This window comes from Variovorax sp. Soil_C_19 (assembly GCF_057657255.1).
In genome coordinates, this window is the sequence record NZ_JBDGIV010000002.1 from 174,488 (window position 1) to 199,344 (window position 24,857).

General features: G+C 69.8%; 21 protein-coding genes. 12 read left to right on the forward strand and 9 right to left on the reverse strand.

The window, feature by feature from the left end:
- Nucleotides 1-106 precede the first annotated feature (106 nt).
- The 3 genes from AC3A6R_RS05335 (at nucleotide 107) to AC3A6R_RS05345 (ending at nucleotide 2,776) form a co-directional block, all read left to right on the forward strand.
- On the forward strand, nucleotides 107-1,078 hold the full coding sequence (locus AC3A6R_RS05335; protein ID WP_487858007.1) for an alpha/beta hydrolase: 972 nt from the start codon (nucleotides 107-109) through the stop codon (nucleotides 1,076-1,078).
- A 67-nt stretch (nucleotides 1,079-1,145) separates the two neighbouring features.
- On the forward strand, nucleotides 1,146-2,129 hold the full coding sequence (gene miaA / locus AC3A6R_RS05340) for a tRNA (adenosine(37)-N6)-dimethylallyltransferase MiaA (RefSeq protein ID WP_487858008.1): 984 nt from the start codon (nucleotides 1,146-1,148) through the stop codon (nucleotides 2,127-2,129).
- Entirely contained in the window at nucleotides 2,126-2,776 is a 651-nt protein-coding gene (locus AC3A6R_RS05345; RefSeq protein WP_487858009.1) for an ABC transporter ATP-binding protein, read from the forward strand. The genes miaA and AC3A6R_RS05345 overlap by 4 nt, the downstream gene beginning before the upstream one ends.
- A 6-nt stretch (nucleotides 2,777-2,782) precedes the next feature.
- Here the strand turns inward: AC3A6R_RS05345 and AC3A6R_RS05350 are convergent, their stop codons facing one another.
- Nucleotides 2,783-3,745, reverse strand: a complete 963-nt coding sequence (locus AC3A6R_RS05350) for a threo-3-hydroxy-L-aspartate ammonia-lyase (RefSeq protein ID WP_487858010.1) — start codon at nucleotides 3,743-3,745, stop codon at nucleotides 2,783-2,785.
- A gap of 120 nt (nucleotides 3,746-3,865) precedes the next feature.
- Between AC3A6R_RS05350 and AC3A6R_RS05355 the strand changes: the two genes are divergently transcribed.
- From AC3A6R_RS05355 to AC3A6R_RS05370, 4 genes are all read left to right on the forward strand, one after another.
- Entirely contained in the window at nucleotides 3,866-4,585 is a 720-nt protein-coding gene (locus AC3A6R_RS05355; protein ID WP_487858011.1) for a GntR family transcriptional regulator, read from the forward strand.
- Nucleotides 4,582-5,457 carry a phytanoyl-CoA dioxygenase family protein gene (locus tag AC3A6R_RS05360; RefSeq protein WP_487858012.1) on the forward strand — a complete coding sequence of 292 codons (876 nt, stop codon included), beginning with the start codon at nucleotides 4,582-4,584 and terminating at the stop codon, nucleotides 5,455-5,457. The genes AC3A6R_RS05355 and AC3A6R_RS05360 overlap by 4 nt, the downstream gene beginning before the upstream one ends.
- Nucleotides 5,458-5,461: 4 nt before the next feature.
- A complete protein-coding gene (locus tag AC3A6R_RS05365; protein WP_487858013.1) occupies nucleotides 5,462-6,823 on the forward strand; it encodes an NAD(P)H-dependent oxidoreductase in 1,362 nt (453 codons plus the stop codon).
- Between the two features lie 108 nt (nucleotides 6,824-6,931).
- Complete coding sequence (locus AC3A6R_RS05370) at nucleotides 6,932-8,149, forward strand: RNA polymerase sigma factor (RefSeq protein ID WP_487858014.1); 1,218 nt, start codon at nucleotides 6,932-6,934, stop codon at nucleotides 8,147-8,149.
- A 12-nt stretch (nucleotides 8,150-8,161) separates the two neighbouring features.
- Here AC3A6R_RS05370 and AC3A6R_RS05375 read toward each other — a convergent pair whose 3' ends face one another.
- Nucleotides 8,162-9,601, reverse strand: a complete 1,440-nt coding sequence (locus tag AC3A6R_RS05375; protein WP_487858015.1) for a serine hydrolase domain-containing protein — start codon at nucleotides 9,599-9,601, stop codon at nucleotides 8,162-8,164.
- Nucleotides 9,602-9,678: 77 nt separating this feature from the next.
- Between AC3A6R_RS05375 and AC3A6R_RS05380 the strand changes: the two genes are divergently transcribed.
- The 5 genes from AC3A6R_RS05380 to AC3A6R_RS05400 all read left to right on the forward strand — a co-directional run bounded on the left by AC3A6R_RS05380 (nucleotide 9,679) and on the right by AC3A6R_RS05400 (nucleotide 16,917).
- Entirely contained in the window at nucleotides 9,679-12,270 is a 2,592-nt protein-coding gene (locus AC3A6R_RS05380; RefSeq protein ID WP_487858016.1) for an FtsX-like permease family protein, read from the forward strand.
- Between the two features lie 115 nt (nucleotides 12,271-12,385).
- Nucleotides 12,386-13,411, forward strand: coding sequence for a PLP-dependent cysteine synthase family protein (locus AC3A6R_RS05385; RefSeq protein ID WP_487858615.1), 1,026 nt, complete (start codon nucleotides 12,386-12,388; stop codon nucleotides 13,409-13,411).
- Nucleotides 13,411-14,487, forward strand: coding sequence for a lipocalin-like domain-containing protein (locus AC3A6R_RS05390; RefSeq protein WP_487858017.1), 1,077 nt, complete (start codon nucleotides 13,411-13,413; stop codon nucleotides 14,485-14,487). Before AC3A6R_RS05385 ends, AC3A6R_RS05390 begins: the two co-directional genes overlap by 1 nt.
- 72 nt (nucleotides 14,488-14,559) lie before the next feature.
- Nucleotides 14,560-15,012 (forward strand): hypothetical protein, encoded by a 453-nt coding sequence (locus tag AC3A6R_RS05395; protein WP_487858018.1) that lies wholly within the window; start codon nucleotides 14,560-14,562, stop codon nucleotides 15,010-15,012.
- A gap of 84 nt (nucleotides 15,013-15,096) precedes the next feature.
- Nucleotides 15,097-16,917, forward strand: coding sequence for a bifunctional metallophosphatase/5'-nucleotidase (locus tag AC3A6R_RS05400; protein WP_487858019.1), 1,821 nt, complete (start codon nucleotides 15,097-15,099; stop codon nucleotides 16,915-16,917).
- A 60-nt stretch (nucleotides 16,918-16,977) separates the two neighbouring features.
- Here the strand turns inward: AC3A6R_RS05400 and AC3A6R_RS05405 are convergent, their stop codons facing one another.
- From AC3A6R_RS05405 to AC3A6R_RS05435, 7 genes are all read right to left on the reverse strand, one after another.
- Nucleotides 16,978-17,964 (reverse strand): branched-chain amino acid ABC transporter permease, encoded by a 987-nt coding sequence (locus AC3A6R_RS05405; protein ID WP_487858020.1) that lies wholly within the window; start codon nucleotides 17,962-17,964, stop codon nucleotides 16,978-16,980.
- A gap of 14 nt (nucleotides 17,965-17,978) precedes the next feature.
- Nucleotides 17,979-18,854, reverse strand: a complete 876-nt coding sequence (locus AC3A6R_RS05410; RefSeq protein WP_487858021.1) for a branched-chain amino acid ABC transporter permease — start codon at nucleotides 18,852-18,854, stop codon at nucleotides 17,979-17,981.
- Nucleotides 18,855-18,906: 52 nt separating this feature from the next.
- Nucleotides 18,907-20,196 carry an ABC transporter substrate-binding protein gene (locus AC3A6R_RS05415; protein ID WP_487858022.1) on the reverse strand — a complete coding sequence of 430 codons (1,290 nt, stop codon included), beginning with the start codon at nucleotides 20,194-20,196 and terminating at the stop codon, nucleotides 18,907-18,909.
- Nucleotides 20,197-20,227: 31 nt separating this feature from the next.
- Nucleotides 20,228-20,947 (reverse strand): ABC transporter ATP-binding protein, encoded by a 720-nt coding sequence (locus AC3A6R_RS05420; protein WP_487858023.1) that lies wholly within the window; start codon nucleotides 20,945-20,947, stop codon nucleotides 20,228-20,230.
- On the reverse strand, nucleotides 20,947-21,717 hold the full coding sequence (locus AC3A6R_RS05425) for an ABC transporter ATP-binding protein (RefSeq protein ID WP_487858024.1): 771 nt from the start codon (nucleotides 21,715-21,717) through the stop codon (nucleotides 20,947-20,949). Before AC3A6R_RS05425 ends, AC3A6R_RS05420 begins: the two co-directional genes overlap by 1 nt.
- Before the next feature lie 206 nt (nucleotides 21,718-21,923).
- The gene (locus AC3A6R_RS05430; protein WP_487858025.1) at nucleotides 21,924-23,489 is read right to left on the reverse strand and encodes a DHA2 family efflux MFS transporter permease subunit; all 1,566 of its coding nucleotides are present in this window, start codon (nucleotides 23,487-23,489) and stop codon (nucleotides 21,924-21,926) included.
- Nucleotides 23,490-23,516: 27 nt separating this feature from the next.
- Entirely contained in the window at nucleotides 23,517-24,833 is a 1,317-nt protein-coding gene (locus tag AC3A6R_RS05435; RefSeq protein WP_487858026.1) for an EmrA/EmrK family multidrug efflux transporter periplasmic adaptor subunit, read from the reverse strand.
- Nucleotides 24,834-24,857 lie beyond the last annotated feature (24 nt).

Here is a 24,857-nt window from a genome sequence, read left to right on the forward strand (position 1 = left end):
TGTCGATGAACACTTTGGCAGGGGGAGGCCTGGAATGCAGTGTCGGCGTGTTCCAGGAAGAAAGCACATGAACTTTTCCGCCGACATCGTTGTCTGTCCCTTGCCCATGAAACGCTGGTCCCTGTTTGCCTCCGTTCTTTCGCTTTGCGCCCTCTTGGCCGCCGGCTGCGCCACGTTCGACGAACGACAACGCGAATGGATCTTCCAGCCCAGCGACCGGAGCTGGGGCAACAGCGCCAGCATGACCTCGGGCATGCAGGATGTCTGGATCGACTTCCAGTCGTCCATCACCGGCGAGCCCGCGCGGCTGCACGGTCTCTGGCTCGGCGGCGAACCCGAGACGACCGACCGCCCCGTGATGCTCTACCTGCATGGCGCGCGCTACAACGTGGCCGGTTCGGCCCCGCGCATCCAGCGCATGCACGAACTGGGCTTCTCGGTGCTCGCGATCGACTACCGCGGCTTCGGCAAGAGCACCAAGGGCCTGCCGTCGGAGGAATCCGCGCGCGAGGACGCCCGCGCAGCCTGGACCTGGCTCGCCGCGCGCCATCCGAAGCAGCACCGCTACATCTTCGGCCACTCGCTCGGCGGCGCCATCGGCATCGACCTCGCCTCGCGCGTGGGTGACGAAAGCGGCACCGTGGTCGAGAGCACCTTCACCTCGATCGCCGACGTGGTGAGCAGCTTCAAGTGGGGCTGGCTGCCGTTCGGCCCCTTCATCACGCAGCGCTTCGAGGCCATCAACAAGGTCAGGGACATCGGCGCACCGCTGCTGGTGGTGCACGGCACCGCCGACAGCCTCATCAATCCCACGCTGGGCCGCAAGCTCTACGAGGCGGCCACCGTACCAAAGCTGTTCGTGCTGGTCGAAGGCGGTTCGCACCACAACACCAACTCGATCGGCGCGGCGCAATACCGCTCGGCGCTCACGCAGTTGTTCCGCATGAACCCCGAAGCCACGTTCGCGCGTGCGCCGCGGCCGCAGCCGGTGCTGCCGCCCGCGAACCGCATCGACGCCGACGGTTCGCAGCCCGAAGTCCAGACCAGGGCACGGCAGGCGGGCGCGCAGTCGATCTGAGCCCCGGCGGCAGGCGCTGCCCTGCCGCGGCACCGCGGCTTTGGTTGTTTGCTACCCTCGGGCGCTTATGCCGCCTTCCGTCGCCGCCTCCGGCCGCCCCGAACCCCTGAAGTACATCGCGCTGGCCGGGCCCACGGCATCGGGCAAGACCGCCGCCGCGCTCGCGCTGGCGCGCCGGCTTCCGGTGGAAATCGTCAGCGTCGACTCGGCACTGGTCTACCGCGGCATGGACATCGGCACCGCGAAGCCGAGCGACGGCGAATTGCGCGCCGTGCCGCACCACCTGATCGACATCCTCGATCCAAGCGAGCGCTACAGCGCCGCGGCGTTCGTCGCCGACGCCACCCGGCTCATCGGCGAGATCCGCGCGCGCGGCGCCCTGCCGCTGCTGGTGGGCGGCACCATGCTGTATTTCAAGGCGCTGTTCGACGGCATCGACGCGATGCCCGCGGCCGACCTCGAGGTGCGTGCGCGCATCGACGCCGAGGCCGCGGCGATCGGCTGGCCCGCGATGCACGCGCGGCTCGCCGAGGTCGATCCGGCAACCGCCGCGCGGCTCGCGCCGCAGGACAGCCAGCGCATCCAGCGCGCGCTCGAAGTGTGGGAAAGCAGCGGCCAGCCGCTGTCGCGCTTTCATGCGGGCGCCCACAAGACCACGCCCGCGGCCGCAGGCGGGCGCCTGTTCTCGCTCGAACCCGCCGACCGCGGCTGGCTGCATGCCCGCATCGCCGAGCGCTTCGACGCGATGCTGGCCGCGGGCCTCCTCGACGAGGTGCGCGCGCTGCGCGCACGCGGCGATCTCTCGCCCGAGTTGCCATCGATGCGCTGCGTCGGCTATCGCCAGGCCTGGGAAATGTTTGATGAGCTCGACGCGCCCGACGCTGCCGCGATGCATGCGCTGCGCGAGCGCGGCATTGCCGCCACGCGCCAGCTCGCCAAGCGGCAGATCACCTGGCTGCGCAGCATGCCGCAGCGCACGGTGATCGTCTGTGACGCGCCCGGGGCCACCGACGCGGCCGTGCAATGCATGGCGGAGGCGATCGAGGCATGACGTTGTGCATCACCGACCTCGGCAAGCACTACGGCGACGTGCCCGTGTTCGAGCATGTGACGCTCACCATCGCGCCTGGCGAGTTCGTCGCGATCGTCGGCGAGTCGGGCGTCGGCAAGTCGACGCTGCTCAACTGCATGGCCGGCCTCGATCGCTGGGACACCGGCACGGTGCGGCATGGCGAGACCGACATCGGCGCCCTCGACGGCGAAGCCTGCGCACTGTGGCGGCGCCGGCATGTGGGCTTCGTGTTCCAGGCCTTCCATGTGCTGCCGCACCTGGACGTGGCGCAGAACGTGTCGCTGCCGCTGATGCTGCTGGGCGCTGCGCGCGACGAGGGTCGCGTCGCGCAGATGCTTGAGGCGGTCGGCCTGGGGGACATGGGCGCACGGCTGCCGCAGACGCTGTCGGGCGGCCAGTTGCAGCGCGTGGCGATCGCGCGCGCGCTGGTGCACCGCCCTGCGCTGCTGCTGGCCGACGAGCCCACGGGCAACCTCGACCCGTCGACCGCTGCCAAGGTGATGGAACTGCTCGTGCGCCAGACCCGCGAGCATGGCGCCTCGCTGGTGCTGGTGACGCACTCGGAAAGCGCCGCGGCCCGCGCCGACCGCCTGCTGCACCTCACGGCCAGCGGCATTCGTGCCTGAAGAAGCTCAACTCGCGATCAGCGACGCGAAGCGCGCCAGGTCGACATTGCCGCCGCTCACCACGATGCCCACGCGCTGCCCTGCGATGGCCTTGCCCGCGGCGATGGCGCCCGCGAAGGCCAGGCAGCCGGTCGGCTCCACCACCATCTTCATGCGCTCGGCGAAGAAGCGCATCGCCTCGACCAGCTGGTCGTCCGTCACCGTGAGGATGTCGTCCACGTCGCGGCGGATGATTGCGAAGGTGTACTCGCCCAGGTGCTGCGTCTGCGCGCCGTCGGCGATGGTCCGCGGCGTCTCGATGTGCACGATGCGGCCCGTGCGGAACGACTGCTGTCCGTCATTGCCGGCCTCGGGCTCGACGCCGTAGACCTTGCAGGCCGGCGCCAGCGCGCGCGCCGACAGTGCCGAACCCGACAGCAGCCCGCCGCCGCCGAGGCAGACAAAAAGCTGGTCGAGCGGGCCGCTCTCCTCGATCAGCTCCTTCACCGCGGTGCCCTGTCCGGCGAGCACGTCCGGATGGTCGTAGGGCGGGATCATCGTCATGCCGCGCTCCTCGGCAAGCCGCTTCGTCAGCGCCTCGCGGTCTTCGGTGAAGCGGTCGTAGGTCACCACCTCGGCACCGTAGCCGCGCGTGGCCGCGACCTTCGCGGTGGGTGCGTCCAGGGGCATCACGATCACGGCCGGCATCGACAGCAGCCGCGCCGACAGCGCGATCGCCTGCGCATGGTTGCCAGACGAGAACGCGATCACGCCGCCCTTGCGCTGGGCCGCGTCGAATTTCGACAACGCGTTGAAGGCGCCGCGGAACTTGAACGCGCCCATGCGCTGGAAGTTCTCGCACTTGAAGAAGAAGCTGGCGCCCCAGCGTTCATCGGCCGTGCGCGAACGCAGCACGGGCGTGCGATGGGCATGGCCCTCGAGCCGCGCGGCCGCGGCGGCGACGTCGTCGTAGGTGGGAAGTGACTGCATGCGCGCAGCTTAGCCGGTTGCATTTTCTTTCGGCCGGCATGGGTGAAAACCCGCTGCGCGCGGCGGCGCCAATCTCTGTACTCTGTATACAGACTTCAGGAACAGGAGCCTTCCACCACCATGCCCGCCCAGCTCGTCAGCATCGAAGCCGCTCCCGACCTCGTCGACCAGGTGTACCGCGCCCTGCTCGGCGCCATCAGCAGCGGCGAACTCGCGCCCGGCGAACGGCTCACGCAGGAAGACATCGCCCAGCGTCTCGCAGTGTCGCGCCAGCCGGTGCTGCAGGCGCTGCGCCTGCTCAAGAAGGACGGTTTCGTGCACGACGCACCGGGGCGCGGCGTGCTCGTGGCGCCACTCGATGCCGAGTGGACGAAGAAGGTCTACCAGGTGCGCGGCGCGCTCGACGTGCTGGCCGCACGGCTCGCGGCGGGGGAACGCTTCATCATCGACCCGAAGCTCATGCAGCGCGGCCGCCGCGCCGCGCGCGGGCGCAACGTCGAGGCCATGATCGACGCCGACATGGCCTTCCACCAGGCCATCTACGACGCCTCGGGCAACCCGCTGATCGGCCAGAGCGCCGGCCAGCATTGGCGCCACCTGCGCCGCGCGATGGGCGCGGTGCTGCAGGCGGAGCCGCAGCGCGACTCGCTCTGGGACGAGCATGAAGCCATTGCAGCGGCCATTGCGGCGGGCGATGCCGAGCGGGCCGCGCGCCTGAGCGAAGCGCATGTGGCCCAGGCCAGCGAGGCGCTCGGCCGGCGGCTTGCCGAACAGCTTTCGCGCGGCACGGCCGCCGCGCCCTCTTTCCCAAACCCCACCCCCCAAGGAGACACCGCATGAAGCTGACATCCGAGCAACGCGCGCAGTTCGAGCGCGAGGGCTACCTGTTCTTTCCCGGCCACTTCTCGCCGGAAGAGATCGGCGTGCTGACCGATGCCGTGCCCGCGCTCTACAGCCGGCGCGAGGCCTTCAACGTGCGCGAGAAGGGATCGGACGCGGTGCGCACCAATTTCGCGGCCCACCTGATCAGCGAACCATTCGCGAAGCTCGCGCGCCATCCGCGCATGGTCGGCCCGGTGCGCGATCTCTTCGAGGAGGAGGTCTACATGCACCAGTTCAAGATCAACGGCAAGATGGCCTTCGAGGGCGACGTGTGGCAATGGCACCAGGACTACGGCACCTGGCTCAACGACGACCTGATGCCCACCGAGCGTGCGATGAACGTTGCGATCTTTCTCGACGAGGTGACCGAGCACAACGGGCCGCTGATGTTCATTCCGGGCAGCCACAGGAAAGGCGTGGTCGATGCGAAGCACGATCTCACGACGACCAGCTATCCGCTCTGGACGGTCGACAACGACCTGATCCGTCAGCTGGTCGAGCGCGCCGGCGGCAAGCAGGGCGGCATCGTCTCGCCGAAGGGTCCGGCCGGTTCGATGATCCTGTTCCACAGCTGCCTGGTGCATGCCTCGGGCAGCAACCTGTCGCCGTTCAACCGGGTGGCGGTGTACCTGAGCCTGTGCGCGGTCAGCAACCACATCCGCCGCCACAAGCGCCCCGAATACATCGCGCACCGCGACTTCGCGCCGATCGAGATGCTGCCCGACGACTGCCTGCTGAAGCCCTACCCCGTCGATCTGCCGTGGAAGAACGGCCTGCCCGAGAGCGCGCTGGCGACCTCGCTCGAGGTGCGCGACACCGTGGAGGCCTGACCCCATGAGCCTCTACACCCGCCTGCAGCAGCGCGAAGCCGAAGGCCGCCCGATCCGCATCGGCTTGATCGGCGCCGGCAAGTTCGGCTCGATGTACCTGGCGCAGATTCCGCGCACCCCCGGCGTGCAGCTGGTGGCCATTGCCGACCTCTCGCCCGCCGCGGCGCGCGCCAATCTCGCGCGCGTCGGCTGGCAGCCCGAGCGCAGCGCCGCACGCTCGGTGGCCGAAGCGCTGGACACCGGCAGCACCTGGGTCACCGACGACTGGCAGGCGGTGACGCGCGAGCCCTCGATCGACATCGTGGTCGAATGCACCGGCCACCCGGTGGCGGCGGTCGACCACTGCCTCGACGCGTTCGCGCACGGCAAGCACGTGGTCAACGTGACGGTCGAGGCCGACGCCTTCTGCGGTCCGCTGCTCGCGCGCCGCGCACAGCAGGCCGGCGTGGTGTATTCGCTCGCCTTCGGCGACCAGCCCGCGCTGATCTGCGACCTCGTGGACTGGGCGCGCACCTGCGGCTTTCCGGTGGTGGCGGCCGGGCGCGGCCACAAGTGGCTGCCGCACTTCAGCGAATCGACGCCCGAGACGGTTTGGGGAAACTACGGCCTCACGCCCGAGCAGGCCCAGCGCGGCGGGCTCAATCCGAAGATGTTCAACAGCTTTCTCGATGGCTCCAAGCCCTCGATCGAAAGCTCGGCCGTGGCCAATGCCACCGGCCTCAGCGTGCCCTCGGACGGCCTGCTCTATCCGCCCGCGAGCGTGGAAGACATTCCCTTCGTCACGCGGCCGAAGAGCGAAGGCGGCGTGCTCGAACGCAAGGGCATGGTCGAGGTGGTTTCCTCGCTCGAGGCGGACGGCCGCCGCATTCCCTACGACATCCGCATGGGCGTGTGGGTCACAGTCGAGGCCGAGACCGACTACATCAAGAACTGCTTCGAGGAATACAACGCCCACACCGACCCGAGCGGACGCTACTTCACGCTCTACAAGCGCTGGCACCTGATCGGCCTCGAGGTCGGCATGTCGGTGGCCAGCGTGGCGCTGCGCGGCGAGGCCACGGGCGTGGCCACCTGCTGGAATGCCGACGTGGTCGCCACCGCCAAGCGCGATCTCGCACCCGGCGAGATGCTCGACGGTGAAGGCGGCTACACCGTCTGGGGCAAGCTGCTGCCGGCCGAACGGTCGATGCGCCTGGGTGGCCTGCCGCTCGGCCTCGCGCACGACGTGAAGGTGGTGCGCCCGGTGAAGAAGGGCCAGAGCCTCTGCTGGGCCGACGTGGCGATCGACACCACCACCGCCGCCTACCGGTTGCGCAGCGAGCTCGAGGCGATGTTCGCCCCGGCCGAACGGGCCCGCGCGGCCTAGGAGGCTGTCGCAAGGCCTACAGGGCAAATCGGCCTTGCGCCGCCGGCGCGGCAGTCGAAGAATGGCGCAGAGCGATCCTCCGGGTTGCTTTGGAGGAAGGGGTGCACCATGCAGTCTGATCCCGCCAGGGCCGCCCGCCAGTCCCACGGCCGGCTGCTCGCCATCCTTGCCGTGCGCACGCGCGACATCGCCGGCGCCGAGAACGCGTTGGCCGATGCCTTCGCGCGCGCGCTCGAACGCTGGCCCGCCGACGGGGTGCCCGAGCGGCCCGACGCCTGGCTGCTCGGTGTGGCGCGCAACCGCCGGCTCGACGCATGGCGCCACACGCGCTCGCAGGACGAAGCCACGCGCGCGCTGCTGCTCCTGGCTGGCGAGACCGACACGGCCGAGGCCGAGCACCGCGACCTGCCCGACGAGCGGCTGCGGCTGATGTTCGCCTGCGCACATTACGAGGTCGATGCCGGCGCACGCACGCCGCTGATGCTGCAGGCCTTGCTCGGCGTCGATACCGCGCGCATGGCCGGCGTCTTTCTCGCCGCGCCGGCCACGCTGGCCCAGCGCTTGAAACGCGCCAAGGCGCAGCTGCGCGGCATCGCCGATGCATTCGAACGCCCTGCACCACGTGAACTGCCGCAGCGGCTGCAGGATCTGCTCGACACCATCTACGCGGCCTACGGCAGCGGCTGGGACGACGTCGACGGGGCAGATGCGCGGCCCACCGGGCTCACGGCCGAAGCCATCGAACTGGGCCGCATGCTGTGCGGCCTGTTGCCCGAAGAACCCGAGCCGCTGGGCCTGCTTGCGCTGATGCTGTTCTGCGAAAGCCGCGCCGGCGCGCGTCGCAGCGACAGCGGCGCCTACGTGCCGCTCGACCAGCAGGACACCGCGCGCTGGGACCCCGGTCTGCTCGCCGAAGCCGAGCACAGCCTGGGCCGCGCGACGGCGCTGCAGCGCACGGGCGCCTACCAACTCGAGGCCGCCATCCAGTCGGCCCATTGCGAGCGCCGCGTCGGCGCGCTGGTGTCCGGCGAAGCGCTGGTGTCGCTCTACGAAAGCCTGCTTGGGCTGCGGCCCGGCATCGGCGCGCAAGTGAGCCTGGCGTGTGCGCTCGCGAAGGCCCGCGGGCCCGAGGCGGGTCTGCGTGCGCTCGACGCCCTGCCCGCCGACGAGGTGTCGAACTACCAGCCTTTCTGGGCCGCACGCGCGCACCTGCTCGCGGCTGGCGGCGCGCGCGCCGCCGCGCGGCAGGCCTTTGAACGTGCGATCGGGCTCAGCGCGGATGCGGCAGTGCGGGCCTACCTGGGCGCGTTGGCACAACGGCTGTGAAGGCCCGCCGGCCTACTCGCGCGCCGCTGCGTCATTCACGCGCCGGGCCGTGATCTCGCTGCCGCCCTGCGCCAGCGTCACACCGACGATCGCGCCGCGCTCGCGCCGAAACACGATCTGCGCGCCGATCTCGCCGACCACGAAGCGGTCACTGCCCACGGGCTTGAGCGGGTTGTAGCCGCGCCCGCTCTCGCGCACCAGCAGGCGGCCACCGCGCACGGTGAACTCGAGCGACTTGCCTTGGCTCACGCGGTATTCGCCGCGGTACTGTGCGAGCGCCGCGGCATCGACGGGCACCTCGTCGGCCGCCACCGGATAGCGGCTCTTGCCGATCGCAAGCATCACGCGCTGCAGCGGCGCGCGCGTGTTGCTCGCCAGCAGGATCATGGCCTCGCCGGTGTCGGGTGCGAGCAGCCACAGCGTGCGGTAGCCCTCGGTTACGCCCGCGTGGTAGTAGGTGCGGTGCTCGCCCTCGCGTCCGCGCACCATCACCGCGTAGCCGATCTCCGCACCCTCGTAGCGCGCCAGCGGCGTGAGCAGGCGCTCGGCGGCCGGGCCCAGCGGACCGCGCGCGCCAGCCAGGATCGCGCGGCTGAAGCGCAGCATGTCGGCCGCGGTGGAGCGCAGTGCGGCCACCGGCGCATAGGCCTTCATGTCGAGCAGCGACCGCCGCCGGTCGCCCGCGAACGCAGGCGCCATGCGCGAAGCCTTGGCGCCGAGCAGCACCACGGTGTCGTTCATGCCCAGCGGCTCGGTGATGCGCGCGCGCACCAGCTCGCCCCAGGTGGTCTGGTAGCGCTCGGCCACCAACTGGCCGACCAGCGCCATGCCGAGGTTGCTGTAGCTGCCCGCGCAGGGCGGCGCCGGACCGGTGAGCGTGATGCGGGCCAGCGACTCGTAGAGCGCCTGACGTTCGAGCGCACGCATCTGCGACGCGAGCGCCGGGCCGCGTGCCACGCCGTCGGCCATCACCGGCATGCAGCCGGTGTGCGTCACCAACTGGCGCAGCGTGATCGAAGCCACGGCCGGCGGCAGCGACGCGACCTTGTCAGCGAGCAGCCGGCCCAGGTCGTCGTCGAGCCGGAGGTCGCCGCGCTCGACGGCCTGTGCGAGCAGCAGGCCGGTGAAGACCTTGGTGACCGAGCCGATCTCGAACATCGGCTGCTCCGCGCCGTCGGCCGGCACCCGGCGCGGGCCGTCCGGTGGCGCGGGGTTGTGGGCGCCGCCGTAGTGCGCCTCCCCGCCGCGCAGCAGCCCGACCACGACCGTGCCGCGCTCGCTGCCCAGCGCGGTGCGCGCGATCAGGGCCGGGTCGCTCGCGAGCGACAGCGGCGCCGCGCCCGCATCCGCGACGGACGGCGCCAACTGCGCGGCGGCGCCGGTGGCAACCAGCCACGGCAGTGCGGCCAGCAGCGCAGCCAGCATGCGGCGGTGCGCGGAGAGAAAGCTCATCGTCGATTCCCGGACATGGACAGGTGCCGCATGGTGCCACGCGCTCGGTGCGCCGGTCGGCCCGCCACAATGGCCCCATGCGCGCCTTGCTCACCACCTTCTCATGGCAGGAACTTCGCCATCACCCCTGGCGCAATGCGGCCGCGGTGCTCGCGGTGATGCTCGGCGTGGCGCTCGCGTTCTCGGTGCAGCTCATCAATGCCTCGGCGCTCGACGAATTCTCCAGCGCGGTGCGTTCGGTCAACGGCCAGCCCGACCTCGAAGTGCGCGCGGTGCAGGGCCGGTTCGACGAGGCCGTGTTCTCCACGCTGGCGCGGCATCCGCAGGTGGTGCTCGCGAGCCCCGTGCTCGAGATCCAGGGCCTTGCGCTCGCGGGCGACGAGCGCCAGGTGCCGCTGCGCGTGATCGGCATCGACGCGCTGGCACTCCCCACCATCGCGCCGGCGCTGATGCCGCAGCCGCGCCAGAATGCGTCGCGCTTCGCGATGCTGGCGCCGGGCCATGTGTTCCTCAACGCCGCGGCGCGCGGTGCGCTGGGGCTCGCGCCCGAGGCCGCCGAGGGCGGCACCGAGACCGTGCGGCTGCGCAGCGGCGGGGGCGCCTGGCGCACGCTCGAGGTCGCAGGCCACGTCGCGGCCGGCGGCGCCGCGATCGCGGTGATGGACATCGGGGCCGCGCAAGACCTGTTCGACCGCCTCGGCCAGCTCAGCCGCATCGACCTGCGGCTCGCGCCGGGTACCGACCAGGCTTCGTTCACCGCCTCGCTCGCCCAAACGCCGAGCGGGCCAGGCTGGCCCGCGGGCCTGCAGTTCGCCGAGCCGGGCGATGCGGCCGAGCGCGTGAGCAACCTTTCGCGCGCCTACCGCGTCAACCTCACCGTGCTGGCGCTGGTGGCGCTGTTCACGGGCGCGTTCCTGGTGTTCTCGGTGCTGGCGCTCAGCGTTGCCAAGCGCGCGCAGCAGTTCGCGCTGCTCGGCGTGCTGGGCCTCACGCCGCGCGAGCGGCTGCGCCTGGTGCTGGCGGAATCGCTGGTGCTGGGTCTGGTCGGCAGCCTGGCCGGCCTCGCGCTGGGCACCGCGCTCGCGGCCTTCGCGCTGCGGGTTCTCGGCGGCGACCTCGGCGGCGGGTACTTCGAAGGCGTGGCGCCGACGCTGCATTGGAACGGCGGCGCGGCGCTGCTGTACGGCGCGCTCGGCGTGCTCGCGGCGCTGGCCGGCGGCTGGTGGCCCGCGCGCGCGGCGCAGGCGCTGCCCGAGGCGCAGACGCTCAAGGGCCTGGGCGCCGCGCCCACGCAGGGCAACAGCCACTGGCTCGCGCTCGGCCTGGTGGTTGCGGGCGCGCTGCTGGCCAACCTGCCTGCGATCGGTGGCATTCCGGTGGCGGCCTATGTGTCGGTGGGTTGCCTGCTGGTGGGCGGCATCACCGCCCTGCCCTGGTTCGTCGCGTTGCTCTATGACCGGATGGCGCCGATGTTCGCGCGCCGGTTGCTGCCGATGCTGGCCATCGAGCGTGCGCGCCGCATGCGCGGTACCGCGGCGGTGGCCGTGAGCGGCGTGGTCGCGAGCCTGAGCCTCGCGGTCGCGCTCACGGTGATGGTCGCGAGCTTCCGCGATTCGGTGACCCAATGGCTCGACGTCGTGCTGCCGGCCGACCTGTACCTGCGCGCCGCATCGGGCAGCGGCGGCGGCGACACCGCGGCCTTCTCGCCGGCCTTCGTGCAGGCGCTCGGCCAATTGCCGGGCGTGGCGCGCACCGGCACGCTGCGCACCCGAGCGCTGCAGCTCGATCCCGCGCAGCCCGCGGTCACGCTGATCTCGCGCAGCCTCGAAGGCGGCGCGGCGCAGGCGCTGCCGCTCACCGGGCCGGCACTGCCGGTACCGCCCGGGCAGATCGGCATCTACGTGAGCGAGCCGATGGTCGAGCTGCATGGCGCGAAGCCCGGCGCGCCGTACGCGCCGCTCGCTTCGGCGCTGGGCCGTGCGGGCCGAACGGCGCCGCAGCCGTTCTTCGTGGCGGGCGTGTGGCGCGACTATGCGCGCCAGTTCGGCGCGATCGCGATGGATGCGCGCGATTTTGAGCGGCTCACCGGCGAGCGAGAGGTCAGCGACGTGTCGCTGTGGCTCGTGCCGGGCGCTTCGGAGGCCGCGGTGCAGGCGGCGGTCCGCGACCTGGCTTCACGCCATGGCGCGGCGCCCGACACCGGCATCGAGATCTCGTCGGTCGGCCAGATCCGCGCCACGTCGCTGCGCATCTTCGACCGCAGCTTCGCCGTGACCTACTGGTTGCAGGCGGTGGCCATCGCGATCGGCCTGTTCGGCATCGCCGCGAGCTTCAGCGCCCAGGTGCTGGCGCGGCGCAAGGAGTTCGGCCTGCTCGCGCACCTGGGCTTCACGCGGCGGCAGGTGCTGGCCGTGGTGGCGGGCGAAGGTGCGGCCTGGACCGCGATCGGCGCGGTGGCGGGGCTGGGCCTCGGGCTCGCCGTCTCGCTGGTGCTCGTGAAGGTGGTCAATCCGCAGAGCTTCCACTGGACCATGGACCTGCTGGTCCCTTGGGGGCGCCTCGCGGCGCTGTGCGCGGCGGTGGTGGCCGCCGGCACCGTCACGGCCTGGCTCGCGGGCCGCGCCGCCGCGGGCAGCGACGCGGTGCTGGCGGTGAAGGAAGACTGGTAGGCGGCCTCTGGCGCATGGCTTGTAGACTGCCTCTTCCATGCAGCAGCCGCACACACCCTCTCCTTCTTCGTCCCTTGCTTCTTCATCGCCCCGCACCGCATGGCGCGACGCTGCGATGCGCCGCATCGAGGCCGACTACCAGCGCAGCGCCGACACGCACCTGATCCCGCTGCCCCTGCCCACGCTCGCCGCGGCCGGCATCGACCTCTACCTGAAGGACGAATCGACGCATCCGACCGGTAGCCTCAAGCACCGGCTCGCACGCTCGCTCTTCCTGTATGCGCTGTGCAACGGATGGGTGCGCGAAGGCACGACGGTGGTCGAGGCCTCGAGCGGCTCCACGGCGGTCAGCGAAGCGTACTTCGCACGGCTGCTCGGCCTGCCGTTCGTCGCGGTGATGCCGCGCAGCACCTCGCCCGAGAAGATCGCGCAGATCGCCTTCTACGGCGCGCGCTGCCACTTCGTCGACCATGCGGCCGAGGTCTACGACGAGGCCCGCGCGCTGGCCGAACAGACCGGCGGCCACTACATGGACCAGTTCACGAATGCCGAGCGCGCGACCGACTGGCGCGGCAACAACAACATCGCCGAGAGCATGTTCCGGCAGATGGCGCGCGAGCGGCATCCGGTGCCGGCCTGGATCGTGGTCGGCGCGGGCACCGGCGGCACCAGCGCCACCATCGGCCGCTACGTGCGCTACTGCTGCCACGACACGCAGCTCTGCGTGCCCGACCCCGAGGGCTCGGTCTTCTCGGCCTATCACCAGAGCGGCGACGCCGCGCTCACGGCGACGGGCTCGCGCATCGAAGGCATCGGCCGGCCCCGCGTGGAACCCAGCTTCATCCGCACGCTGGTCGACCGCATGATCGAGGTGCCGAACCTCGACTCGGTGGCCGCGATGCATGCGCTCTCGGCGCTGCTCGGGCGCAAGGTCGGGCCTTCCACCGGCACCAACTTCGCGGGCATGCTCGCGATCGCGCACGAGATGCGCGCGGCGGGCCGCCGGGGATCGATCCTCTCACTGCTGTGCGATGCGGGTGAGCGCTACCTGCCGAGCTACCACGACGCTGGCTGGGTGCGCGACGCATTCGGCGACATCGCTCCCGCGCGGCAGCGCATCGACGAACTTGTGAGAGGCTGATGCCGGCGCGGGCGCCCCTCGCACTCTCGCGGCGCAGCCTGCTGCTGGCGGCGCTGGCCGCCGCGCCCGCGGGCTGGGCCTTGCCCGCACGCACCCTGCAGTTCCCGCGCGACTTCGGCAGCCATCCCGAGTTGCGAACCGAGTGGTGGTACATCACCGGCCACGCGACGACGCCGGCCGGGCGCACCTTCGGCTTTCAAGTGACCTTCTTCCGCTCGCGCGTCGACGCCACGCAGCAGTTGCGCTCGGCCTTCGCAGCCAAGCAGCTGGTGTTCGCGCATGCCGCCATCACCGACCTCGAGGCCGGCGCGCTGCGCCACGACCAGCGCATCGCGCGTGCGGGCCAGGGTGTTGCGTCGGCCAGCGAGCACGACACCGACCTGCGCCTGCGCGACTGGTCGCTGGTGCGCGGAAGCGACGGCAGCTACGCGGCGCGCATTCCGGCCGCCGGGTTCTCGCTCGACCTGCGTTTCTCGCCGACGCAGCCGCTGCTGCTGCAAGGCAACGCCGGCCTCTCGCGCAAGGGCCCCGAGGAAGCCCAGGCGAGCTACTACTACAGCGAACCGCAGTTGCAGGCGCGCGGGCGCATCGCGCTGCAGGGGCAGGCGCCGTTCGATGTCGCGGGCAGCGCCTGGCTCGACCACGAATGGAGCGAGGCGCTGCTGCACCCCGAGGCCGTCGGCTGGGACTGGACCGGCATGAACCTCGACGACGGCAGTGCGCTCACCGCCTTTCACCTGCGCCGGCGCGACGGCAGCGCCTTGTGGGCGGGCGGATCGTTCCGCACGCGCGACGGTGCTCTGCGCATCTTCGGCCACGAGGAGGTGCGCTTCGAAGCCGGCCGTGCCTGGACCAGCCCACGCACCCAGGCCCGCTACCCGACGCAGTGGCGCGTGGGCACGCCGACGGGCGAGTTCGAGGTGCATGCGCTGCTCGACGACCAGGAGCTCGACAGCCGCGGCTCGACCGGCGGCGTGTACTGGGAAGGCCTGAGCGACCTGCGCGACGCGCAGGGCCGCCGCATTGGCCGCGGCTACCTCGAGATGACGGGCTACGCCGCGCCGCTGCGGCTCTGAAGCCCCGCCCTGAGGTCGTCATCAGGCCGTCATGCCGCGCGCTTGAACTCGAACGATGAACCTGCCTTGCCGATGAGAAGACGATGGATCGCCGTGCTCGCGGTGCTGCTGACAGCCGCTGCGGGCGCCGCATGGCTGGCCGCGCGCGTGCCGCCCGCGGCGGCCACGGGCGGTGCCGCGCTCGAGATCCGCTGGCACGGCCACGGCATCGTGCTGCAGGGCGCGGTGCGCGACGCGGCCACGCAGCAGGCGCTGGTGGAAGGTGCGACCGCGCGGCTCGGCGGCGAGTCCGGCCAGGTGGTCGACTGGCTCGACATCCGGCCCGACGCCCTGCCCGTGGCCGACGCCGCGGCGCTCGCGCAACTGATCCGCCTCGGCCAGGAAGGCTGGCACCTGCAGCGCCGTGCGGCCGAGGGATCGCTGGCCCTGCCACGTTCGGACCCTGCGCACAGCGCACCCGCGCGCGAACTGCTGCAGCGGGCTTTCGGCCCCGACCTCCCGGTGCGGCTGATCGACCTGCCCTGAGACGCCGGGGGCGCGGCAGCCGGTCACGCCGACGTCATCTGCCGCGGCCAGCATGCGACCAGTCCATTCACCGAGGAGAGGCTCGTGCACGCATCGATCAAACATCTCGCCGTGGCCGGCGCGGTCCTGGCCACGCTGGCGGCCTGCGGCGGCAGCGGCGGCGGCGGCTCGAACGCATTCATCCCGTTCTTCCCGCCACCGGCGCCTGCCCCCTCGCCGGCAACGCCCGGCAGCGTCGAGCTGAAGATCATTGCCTTCAACGACCTGCACGGCAACCTCGAGCCGCCGCGGGTTTCGATCACCGCGCCGGCCAGCGGTGGCGGCACGGTCCCGGTGCCCGCGGGTGGCGCCGCCTACCTCGCCTCGGCCATCGCGTCGCTCAAGGCCAGGAACGAGAACAACGCGGTGGTTTCGGCCGGGGACATGATCGGCGCCTCGCCGCTGGTGTCGGCGCTGTTCCTCGACGAGCCCACGATCGAGGCGGTGAACGCGATGAAGATCGACTTCAACGCGGTCGGCAACCACGAGTTCGACAAAGGCCAGAACGAACTGATGCGCATGAAGAACGGCGGCTGCGACAAGCACACGCCGCTGGAGCCCTGCCGGGTCAACAAATCCTTCCCGGGCGCGAACTTCGGCTTCCTGGCGGCCAACACCGTCAAGACCGACGGCAACACGCTGTTCCCCGCCACCGGCATGAAGACCTTCACGAAGGACGGTGCCACCGTGAAGGTGGCCTTCATCGGCATGACGCTCAAGAACACGCCGAGCATCGTGACGCCGGCCGGCGTGGCAGGCTTGAGTTTCAAGGACGAGGCGGACACCGCCAATGCGCTGATCCCGCAGCTCAAGGCCGAGGGCGCCGACGCCATCGTCGTCGTGGTGCACGAAGGCGCCACGACCACGGTCGGCTACAACGACAAGAGCTGCGCCGGCCTCAGCGGCGACATCCTGCCGATCCTCGACAAGCTCGACCCGGCGGTGGACGTGGTGATCTCGGGCCACACGCACCGCTCCTACGTCTGCGACTACGGCAAGTCGAATCCGGCCCGGCCCTTCCTGCTGACGAGCGCCGGCCAGTACGGCACGCTGCTGACCGACATCAACCTGACGATCGACACGCGCACCCGCAAGGTCTCGGCCAAATCGGCCGACAACGTGATCGTCCAGGGCGAGGCCTTCACCAGCGGCGCCACCACCATCGCGCTGACCGACCAGTACCCGGTGTTCGGCAAGAACCAGGAGGTGGCGGCGCTCGTCAGCCAGTACCTCTCGGTCGCCGCGCCGCTGGTGCAACGCGTGGTGGGCTCGCTCTCGGGGGCGGCCACGCGCACGCAGGCCCCGTCGCGCGAAAGCGTGCTCGGCAACCTGATTGCCGACGCACAGCTCGCCGCGACCCGCGCCAGCGACAAGGGCGGCGCGCAGATCGCCTTCATGAACCCGGGCGGCGTGCGGGCCGACCTCGTGCCCGACGACAAGGGCAACGTGACCTATGGCCAGATCTTCAGCGTGCAGCCCTTCGGCAACAGCCTGGTGGTGAAGACGATGACCGGCGCGCAGATCAAGGCCCTGCTCGAGCAGCAGTTCAACAGCGGCAGCAATACGGTCGCCGCCCCTCGGGTGCTGCTGCCCTCGCACAGCCTCCGCTACAGCTACAGCCTGTCGGCACCGGCCGGCTCGCGCATCTCGAACATGGCGCTCAACGGCACCGCGATGGGCGACGCCACGAGCTACCGCGTCACGATGAACAGCTTCCTGGCCACGGGCGGCGACAACTTCACGGTCTTCAACCAGGGAACCGACACGCTCGGCGGCGACCAGGACGTGGATGCGTTGGAGGCCTACATCAAGGCAAGCGGCACGCTCGTTCCGCCTGCGACGAACCGCATCACGGCGCTGCCCTGAGCATCGGGCGGAGCCCGGCCCTAAAACGAAGAAGGCGGACCGGGTCCGCCTTCTTTCGCTTCAGGTTCGCTTGCCGCGCCGCCGGTCGACGAAGGCGATGATCTCGCCCATGATGCCCTTGCGGAACGCCAGCACGCAGATCACGAAGATCAGGCCCGTGACCATGGTGACCGACTCGCCGAGGGTGTTGAACCAGTTGATGCCCGTCAGGTTCGCCATGAAGACGCCGAAGTCGCCGACCTTGTTCTCGAGCAGCACCACGACGGCCGAGCCCACCAGCGGCCCCGACAGCGTGCCGAGCCCGCCGACCAGCGTCATGAGGATCACGTGGCCCGAGGCGGTCCAATGCACGTCGCTGAGCGACGCGAAGCCGAGCACCAGCGTCTTGAGCGAACCCGCCAGCCCCGACAGCGCGGCCGAGATCACGAAGGCCAGCAGCTTGAAGCGGTTGACGTCGTAGCCGAGCGAGATGGCGCGCGGCTCGTTTTCCTTGATGCCCTTGAGCACCTGCCCGAACGGGGAGTGCACGGTGCGCGCGATCAGCAGGAAGGCCGCCACCACGATCACCAGCGCGACGTAGTACATCGTGAGGTCGTCGCGCAGGTCGATCAGGCCGAAGAGCTTGCCGCGCGGCACCGACTGCAGGCCGTCCTCGCCGCCGGTGAAGCGCGCCTGCAGCGCAACGAAGAAGATCATCTGCGCGAGCGCCAGCGTGATCATCGAGAAGTAGATGCCCTGGCGGCGAATGGCGAGCCAGCCGAACACCAGCCCCAGCAGCGCGCCGGCCGCCGTGCCCGCGAGCAGGCCCAGTTCGGGCGTGAGGTGCCAGACCTTGAGCGCATGGCCCGTGAGGTAGGCGGCCCCGCCCAGGAAGGCGGCGTGGCCGAACGACAGCATCCCGGTGTAGCCGAGCAGCAGGTTGAACGCGCAGGCAAACAGCGCGAAGCACAGCACCTTCATCACGAACACCGGATAGAAACCGATGAACGGTGCGGCGATCAGCGCCACCAGGAGCAGTGCGTAGACGGCGAGGGAGATCTTCTTCATGTCTTGGCGCCCGTTCACTTCTCGCTGCCGAACAGGCCGGCCGGGCGGATCAGCAGCACCACGACCATGATCGCGAAGACCACGGTGGATGAAGCCTCGGGATAGAACACCTTGGTGAACCCCTCGATGACGCCGAGCGAAAGGCCCGTGATGATGGCGCCCATGATCGAGCCCATGCCGCCGATGACCACCACCGCGAACACGATGATGATGAGGTTCTGGCCCATGAGGGGCGAGATCTGGATGACCGGTGCGGCGAGCACGCCGGCAAAGGCCGCGAGCGCCACCCCGAACCCGTAGGTCAGCGTGACCATCAGCGGCACGTTGACACCGAAGGCCTCGACCAGCCGCGGGTTCTCGGTGCCGGCACGCAGGTAGGCGCCGAGCCGGGTCTTCTCGATCGCATACCAGGTGGCGAAGCACACCACGAGCGACGCGACGACCACCCAGGCGCGGTAGTTCGGCAGGAACATGAAGCCCAGGTTGGTGCCGCCGCTGAGCGCCGCGGGCGGGCTGTAGGCCAGGCCGGACACGCCGTACACCGACCGGAAGCCGCCCTCGATGAGCAGCGTGAGGCCGAGCGTGAGCAGCAGGCCGTAGAGGTGGTCGAGCTTGTAGATCCAGCGCAGCAGCAGCCGCTCGATCAGCATGCCGAAGACGCCGACGATGAGCGGCGCTGCCACCAGCATGACCCAGTAGTTGACGTTGAAGTACGTCATCGCCATCCACGACAGCACCGCCCCCATCATGAACAGCGCACCGTGTGCGAAGTTGATGACGTTGAGCAGGCCGAAGATCACCGCCAACCCCAGGCTCAGGATCGCGTAGAACGACCCGTTGACCAGCCCCAGCAGGAGCTGGCTCAACAGGGCGGGCATGGAAATATTCATCGTGGCAACTGGGTTCGGAGTGGCGGCAGCGGTTTCGCGCGGGACAGCAGGTTTACTTCCAGAGGGCGCAGGTGCTTTCTTCCTTGGTCGTGTAGACCTCGTCGCCCGGCACCTTCTTGACGATCTTCAGCAGGTCCCACGGGCCTTTCGACTCCGAAGGCTTCTTGACCTCGGCCAGCAGCATGTCGTGCACCATGCGGCCGTCGGGACGGATCACGCCCTTGGCGTAGAAGTCGTCGATCGGCGTCTTCTTGAGCTGCTCCATGACCTTGTCGGCGTCGGTGGTCTGCACCGCCTCGACGGCCTTGAGGTAGGCCATGGTGGCCGAGTAGTCGGCGGCCTGGATGTCCGAAGGCTTGTTGCCGGTCTTTTCCTCGTAGCGGGCCGCCCACTTGCGCGAGGCGTCATCGGCGTCCCAGTACCAGCTGGTGGTGTGCAGCAGGCCCTGCGTGGCCTCGAGGCCGAGGCTCTTCACGTCGGTCAGGAACACCAGCAGGCCCGCGAGCTTCATGGTCTTGTCGATGCCGAACTCCTTCGAGGCCTTCATCGAATTGACGAAGTCGCCGCCGGCGTTGGCGAGCCCCAGCACCTGGGCCTTGGAGTTCTGCGCCTGCAGCAGGAACGAGGAGAAGTCGGACGCATTGAGCGGCGCGCGGACCGTGCCCACCACCGTGCCGCCCTTGGCCTTGACGACCTTGGAGGTGTCGGCTTCGAGCGCATGGCCGAAGGCGTAGTCGGCCGTCAGGAAGAACCAGCTCTTGCCGCCGGTGTCGACCACCGCGCCACCGGTGCTCTTGGCGAGCGCCACGGTGTCGTAGGCGTAGTGCACGGTGTAGGGGCTGCACTGCGCATTGGTCAGCGCCGAGGTGGCGGCGCCGTTGGTGAAGAACACACGCTTCTTTTCCTGCGCGACCTTGGCGGTCGCCAGTGCCACACCCGAATTGGTGCCCGCGAAGATCATCGTGGCGCCGGCGGTGTCGATCCATTCGCGCGCCTTCGAGGCCGCGATGTCGGGCTTGTTCTGGTGGTCGACGGACAGCACCTCGACGGGTTGGCCGAGCACCTTGCCGCCCATGTCGTCGATGGCCATCTGGATGGCCGTGGCGCCGCCCTTGCCTTCGAGGTCGGCGTAGAGGCCCGAGAGATCGCTGATGTAGCCGATCGTGACCTTGTTGGGCGATGGTGCGTCCGCGGTGGGTGCGGCGGCAGGTGCAGGGGCCGCAGCCGGGGCGGGTGCCGTCGGCGCCGCAGGTGCGGGTGCCGGCGCGGGCTCTTCCTTCTTGCCGCAGGCCGCGAGCACGGCAACCGCCACCAGCGATGGAATCAGGAATTTCGAGTTCATGGAATGTCTCCTTGGAAAAATCGGGGAAAGCCTAGACGCCGAGCAGCTCGCCGAGCACGGGCATCTTCGCGTCGAGTTCGCGGGCACTGAAAGCCTCGACCATGCGGCCGTGCTCCATCACGTAGAAGCGGTCGGCCAGCGGCGCGGCGAAGCGGAAGTTCTGCTCCACCATCACGATGGTGTAGCCCTTGCCGCGCAGCGTCTGGATCATGCGGGCGAGGGCCTGCACGATCACTGGCGCGAGGCCTTCGGAGATCTCGTCGAGCAGCAGCAGCCGGGCGCCGGTGCGCAGGATGCGCGCCACCGCGAGCATCTGCTGCTCGCCGCCCGAGAGCCGGGTGCCGGGGCTGTGGCGCCGCTCGGCGAGGTTCGGGAACATCTCGTAGATCTCGGCCACCGACATGCCCTGCCCCGCGCCCTTGGCGCTCTTGAGCGGAGGTGGCAAAAGCAGGTTCTCCTCGGCCGAGAGGCTCGCGAAGATGCCGCGCTCCTCGGGGCAATAGCCGATGCCGAGGTGCGCGATGCGGTGCGTGGCCATGCCGATGGTCTGCACGCCATTGACCTGGATGCTGCCCTTGCGCGTGCCGGTCAGGCCCAGGATCGCGCGCAGCGTGCTGGTGCGCCCGGCGCCGTTGCGCCCGAGCAGGGTGACGACCTCGCCGGGCTGCACCACCATGTCGACGCCGTGCAGCACGTGCGATTCGCCGTACCAGGCGTTCAGGCCCTTGATCTCGAGTGCGGGCGCGGCCATCAGTGGGCTCCCTGCAGCTGGCCGTCGGTGGTGCCCATGTAGGCCTCCATCACCTGCGGGTTCTTCGAGACTTCGGCATACGGGCCTTCGGCCAGCACGGCGCCGCGCTGGAGCACGGTGATGGTATCGGCGATGGTCGAGACCACGCTCATGTTGTGTTCGACCATGAGGATGGTGCGCCCTGCCGACACGCGCTTGATGAGTTCGGCCACGCGGTGCACGTCTTCATGGCCCATGCCCTGCGTGGGTTCGTCCAGCAGCATCAGCTCGGGATCCATCGCGAGCGTGGTGGCGATCTCGAGCGCACGCTTGTGTCCGTAGGGCAGGTTCACCGTGAGTTCGTCGGCCTGCTCGGCGAGGCCGACCTCGGCCAGCAGCTCGAGCGCGCGCGCATCGAGCGGCGCGAGCGTCTTCTCGCTCTTCCAGAAATGGTACGAGGTGCCGAGCGCGCGCTGCAGCCCGAGGCGCACGTTCTCGCGCAAGGTGAGGTGCGGGAACACCGCCGAGATCTGGAACGAGCGGATGATGCCGCGCCGCGCGATCTGCGCCGGCCGCTCGCCGGTGATGTCGTTGCCGTTGAACAGGATGGTGCCGCTCGTGGGTTCGAGAAACTTGGTGAGCAGGTTGAAGCAGGTGGTCTTGCCGGCGCCGTTCGGGCCGATGAGCGCATGGATGGAGCCGCGCACCACCGAGAGGTCGACCTTGCTGACCGCGGTGAACCCCTTGAACTCCTTGGTGAGCTGGCGCGTTTCTAGGATGACGTCGCTCATCTCGCGAAGTCGCCCGGGTTCAGAAAGGATAGAAAAGTCATGCGGTCCATCTTGTCGCGCCACTGTCGAACGCGGACCGATTGTTGAGGGGCGCCCCGTGATTGCATACTGGGGCAAATGCCTATGCTGCGGTGCAACCTCGCGGCTGCCCGCAGGCGACTGTCGCCGCAACGACATTGGCAGCGCGCCCGGCGCGCGCTGCGCGCTCAGTGCGCGCCGGCCGCGGCGTCGCCGCCGGCACCGCCGCGCTGCGGCTTCGCGAGCCACACGAGCGGGATCAGGAGCAGGAACAGCAGCGCCGACGCATAAAAGATGTCGTTCGTGGCCAGCATGAAGGCCTGCTGGTCGACCACGCGGTTGATCTGGGCCAGCACCTGGTCGCTGCTGAGCCCGCTGCTCGCCAGGCCCGACATTGCGCTGGTCGCCGCGGCATTGCCCTGGTTCACCGACTCGGCAAGCTGCGCGTGGTGCAGCGCCGCACGGTTCTCCCACAGCGTGGTGGTGATCGAGGTGCCCATCGCGCCCGCGGTGATGCGCAGGAAGTTCGACAGCCCCGAGGCGGCCGGTATGCGGTCCGGCGTGAGGCCCGACAGCGTGATGGTCACCAGCGGGATGAAGAAGAACGCCATCGCAATGCCCTGGATGACCGTCGGGATGATGATCGTCGCGAAGTCGGCCTGCGTGTTGAAGTTCGAGCGCATCCAGAGCACCAGCGCAAAGATCAGGAACGAGAAGGTCGCGTACTGCCGCGGATCGATCTTCGACACCGTGAGCCCGACCAGCGGCGAGAAGAAGATTGCGAGCAGCCCTACGGGCGCCATGATCATGCCGGCCTGCGTCGCGGTGTAGCCCATCCACTGCTGCAACCACAGCGGCAGCAGCACCACGTTGCCGAAGAACAGACCGTAGGCCACCGCCGTGGCCACCGCGCCCGACCAGAAGTTGCGCCGCTTGAAGAGCGAAAGGTCGACCACCGGGTGTTTGTCGGTCAGCTCCCAGATCAGGAAGAACGCGAAGCCGACCACGGAGATCACCGCCATCGCGATGATCTCGGGCGAGTGGAACCAGTCGAGCTCCTTGCCCTTGTCGAGCATCAGCTGCATCGCGCCGACCCAGAGCACCAGCAGCGCGAGGCCGATGGCATCGATCGGCACCTTGTGCGTGCCGCTATCGCGCTTGCGGTAGAGCGCCCAGGTGATGACCGCCGCGACGATGCCGACCGGGATGTTGATGTAGAAGATCCACGGCCACGAGATGTTGTCGGTGATCCAGCCACCGAGCAGCGGCCCCATCACCGGCGCGACCAGCGTGGTCATCGACCACATCGCCATGGCAAGGCCGGCCTTGGCGCGCGGATAGCTCGACAGCAGCAGCGTCTGCGACAGCGGGATCATCGGCCCGGCGACGAAGCCCTGCAGCGCGCGGAACGCAATCAGCATGGTCATGTTCGGTGCCAGGCCGCACAGGAGCGAGCTGATCATGAAGAGGATCACGCTCGCCATGAAGAGCCGCACCTGGCCGAAGCGCTGGGTCATGAACCCCGTGAGCGGCACCGCAATGGCGTTGGCCACCGCGAAGCTGGTGATGACCCAGGTGCCTTGCGTGGTGCTCACGCCCAGGTCACCCGAGATGGCCGGCAGCGACACGTTCGCGATCGACGAATCGAGCACGTTCATGAAGGTCGCGGCCGACAGCGCGATCGTGCCCCAGACGCGGGCGGCGCCCTCGAGCGGCGGATGCGCGACGTAGGCGGGAGCAGCAGCAGTGGCCATGGGCTTTGCCTCGGGGTCCGGCGGCGATCAGCCGGGATGCGATTGAGAGGCGAGCTGCTGTTGCTTCGTGCCGGCGGCCGGCTTCGCGGCATGGCCGGCCGCCGCTCCGCGTCCGAGGTTGGCCGCGATGATGCGGTCCACCTCGGCATCGGCGCCGTGGTCGAGCCGGCTGTAGACCTGCGTCTGCGAGAGCGGCGTGGTGCGCGGCGCATCGGCCAGCATCTTGCCGTCCTTTTGCGTGATGTCGACCTCGGCCAGCATCGACAGGCCGATGCGCAGCGGGTTGGCTTTGAGCTGCGCGGGGTCGAGCGCAATGCGCACCGGCACGCGCTGCACCACCTTGATCCAGTTGCCGGTCGCGTTCTGCGCCGGCAGCAACGCAAACGCGCTGCCCGTGCCCACGCCCAGGCCCGCCACACGGCCGGTGTATTCGACCTTCTTGCCGTAGACGTCGGCCGTGAGCTTCACGGGCTGGTCGATGCGGATGTTGCGCAGTTGCACTTCCTTGAAGTTGGCATCGACCCAGAGCTGGTTGAGCGGCACGATCGACATCATCGGCGTGCCGGCCGCCACGCGCTGGCCGAGCTGCACCGTGCGGCGCGCGACGTAGCCGTCGACCGGCGCGGGCATCGCGACGCGTTGCGTCGCGAGGTAGGCCTCGCGCACCTTGGCGGCGGCAGCCAGCACGCTCGGATGCTCGGCCACCGTGGTGCCCTCGGTCAGCGACTGGTTGCTCGCGAGCTGCTCGCGCGCGGCGAGCACGCCGGCCTGCGCCGCCGCCAGCGCGCTCTTCGCGTTGGCGAGTTGCGTCTCGGCATGGTTGAGTTCTTCCTTCGAGACCGCGCCATTGCCCGTGAGCGAGCGGCGGCGCTGCAGGTCGTCCTGGGCCTTGGCGACGTCGCTCTGCGCCTTGGCGATGTCGGCCTGGCGCAGCGACACCTGCGCCGCCAGCGAGCCGTTGTTGGCATAGAGCGTGCGCACCTGGCGCACGGCCTGCGCCAGCGCGGCCTCGGCCTGCTCGAGCGCGACCTTCGCATCGGCGGGGTCGAGCTGCACCAGCGGCTGGCCGGCCTTCACGAAGTCGGTGTCGTCGGCGTTGATGGCCATCACGGTGCCGCCGATCTGCGGCGTGATCTGGATCACGTGGCCTTGCACGTAGGCGTTGTCGGTCTCTTCGTAGTGGCTGGCGACCAGCCATTCGTAGAGGCCCCAGCCGCTGCCGGCCACGATCACCACGGCCGCGAGTGCGGTCAGTGCGCGGCGGCGCTTGCCGTTGCCGGCCGGGGCTTCGGTTGCGAGGGAGGCTGCGGGTGCAGCGGGCGTCGGTGTGTTGTTGTCGTTCATGGTGATGAAGTTCTTTCCGAAGTT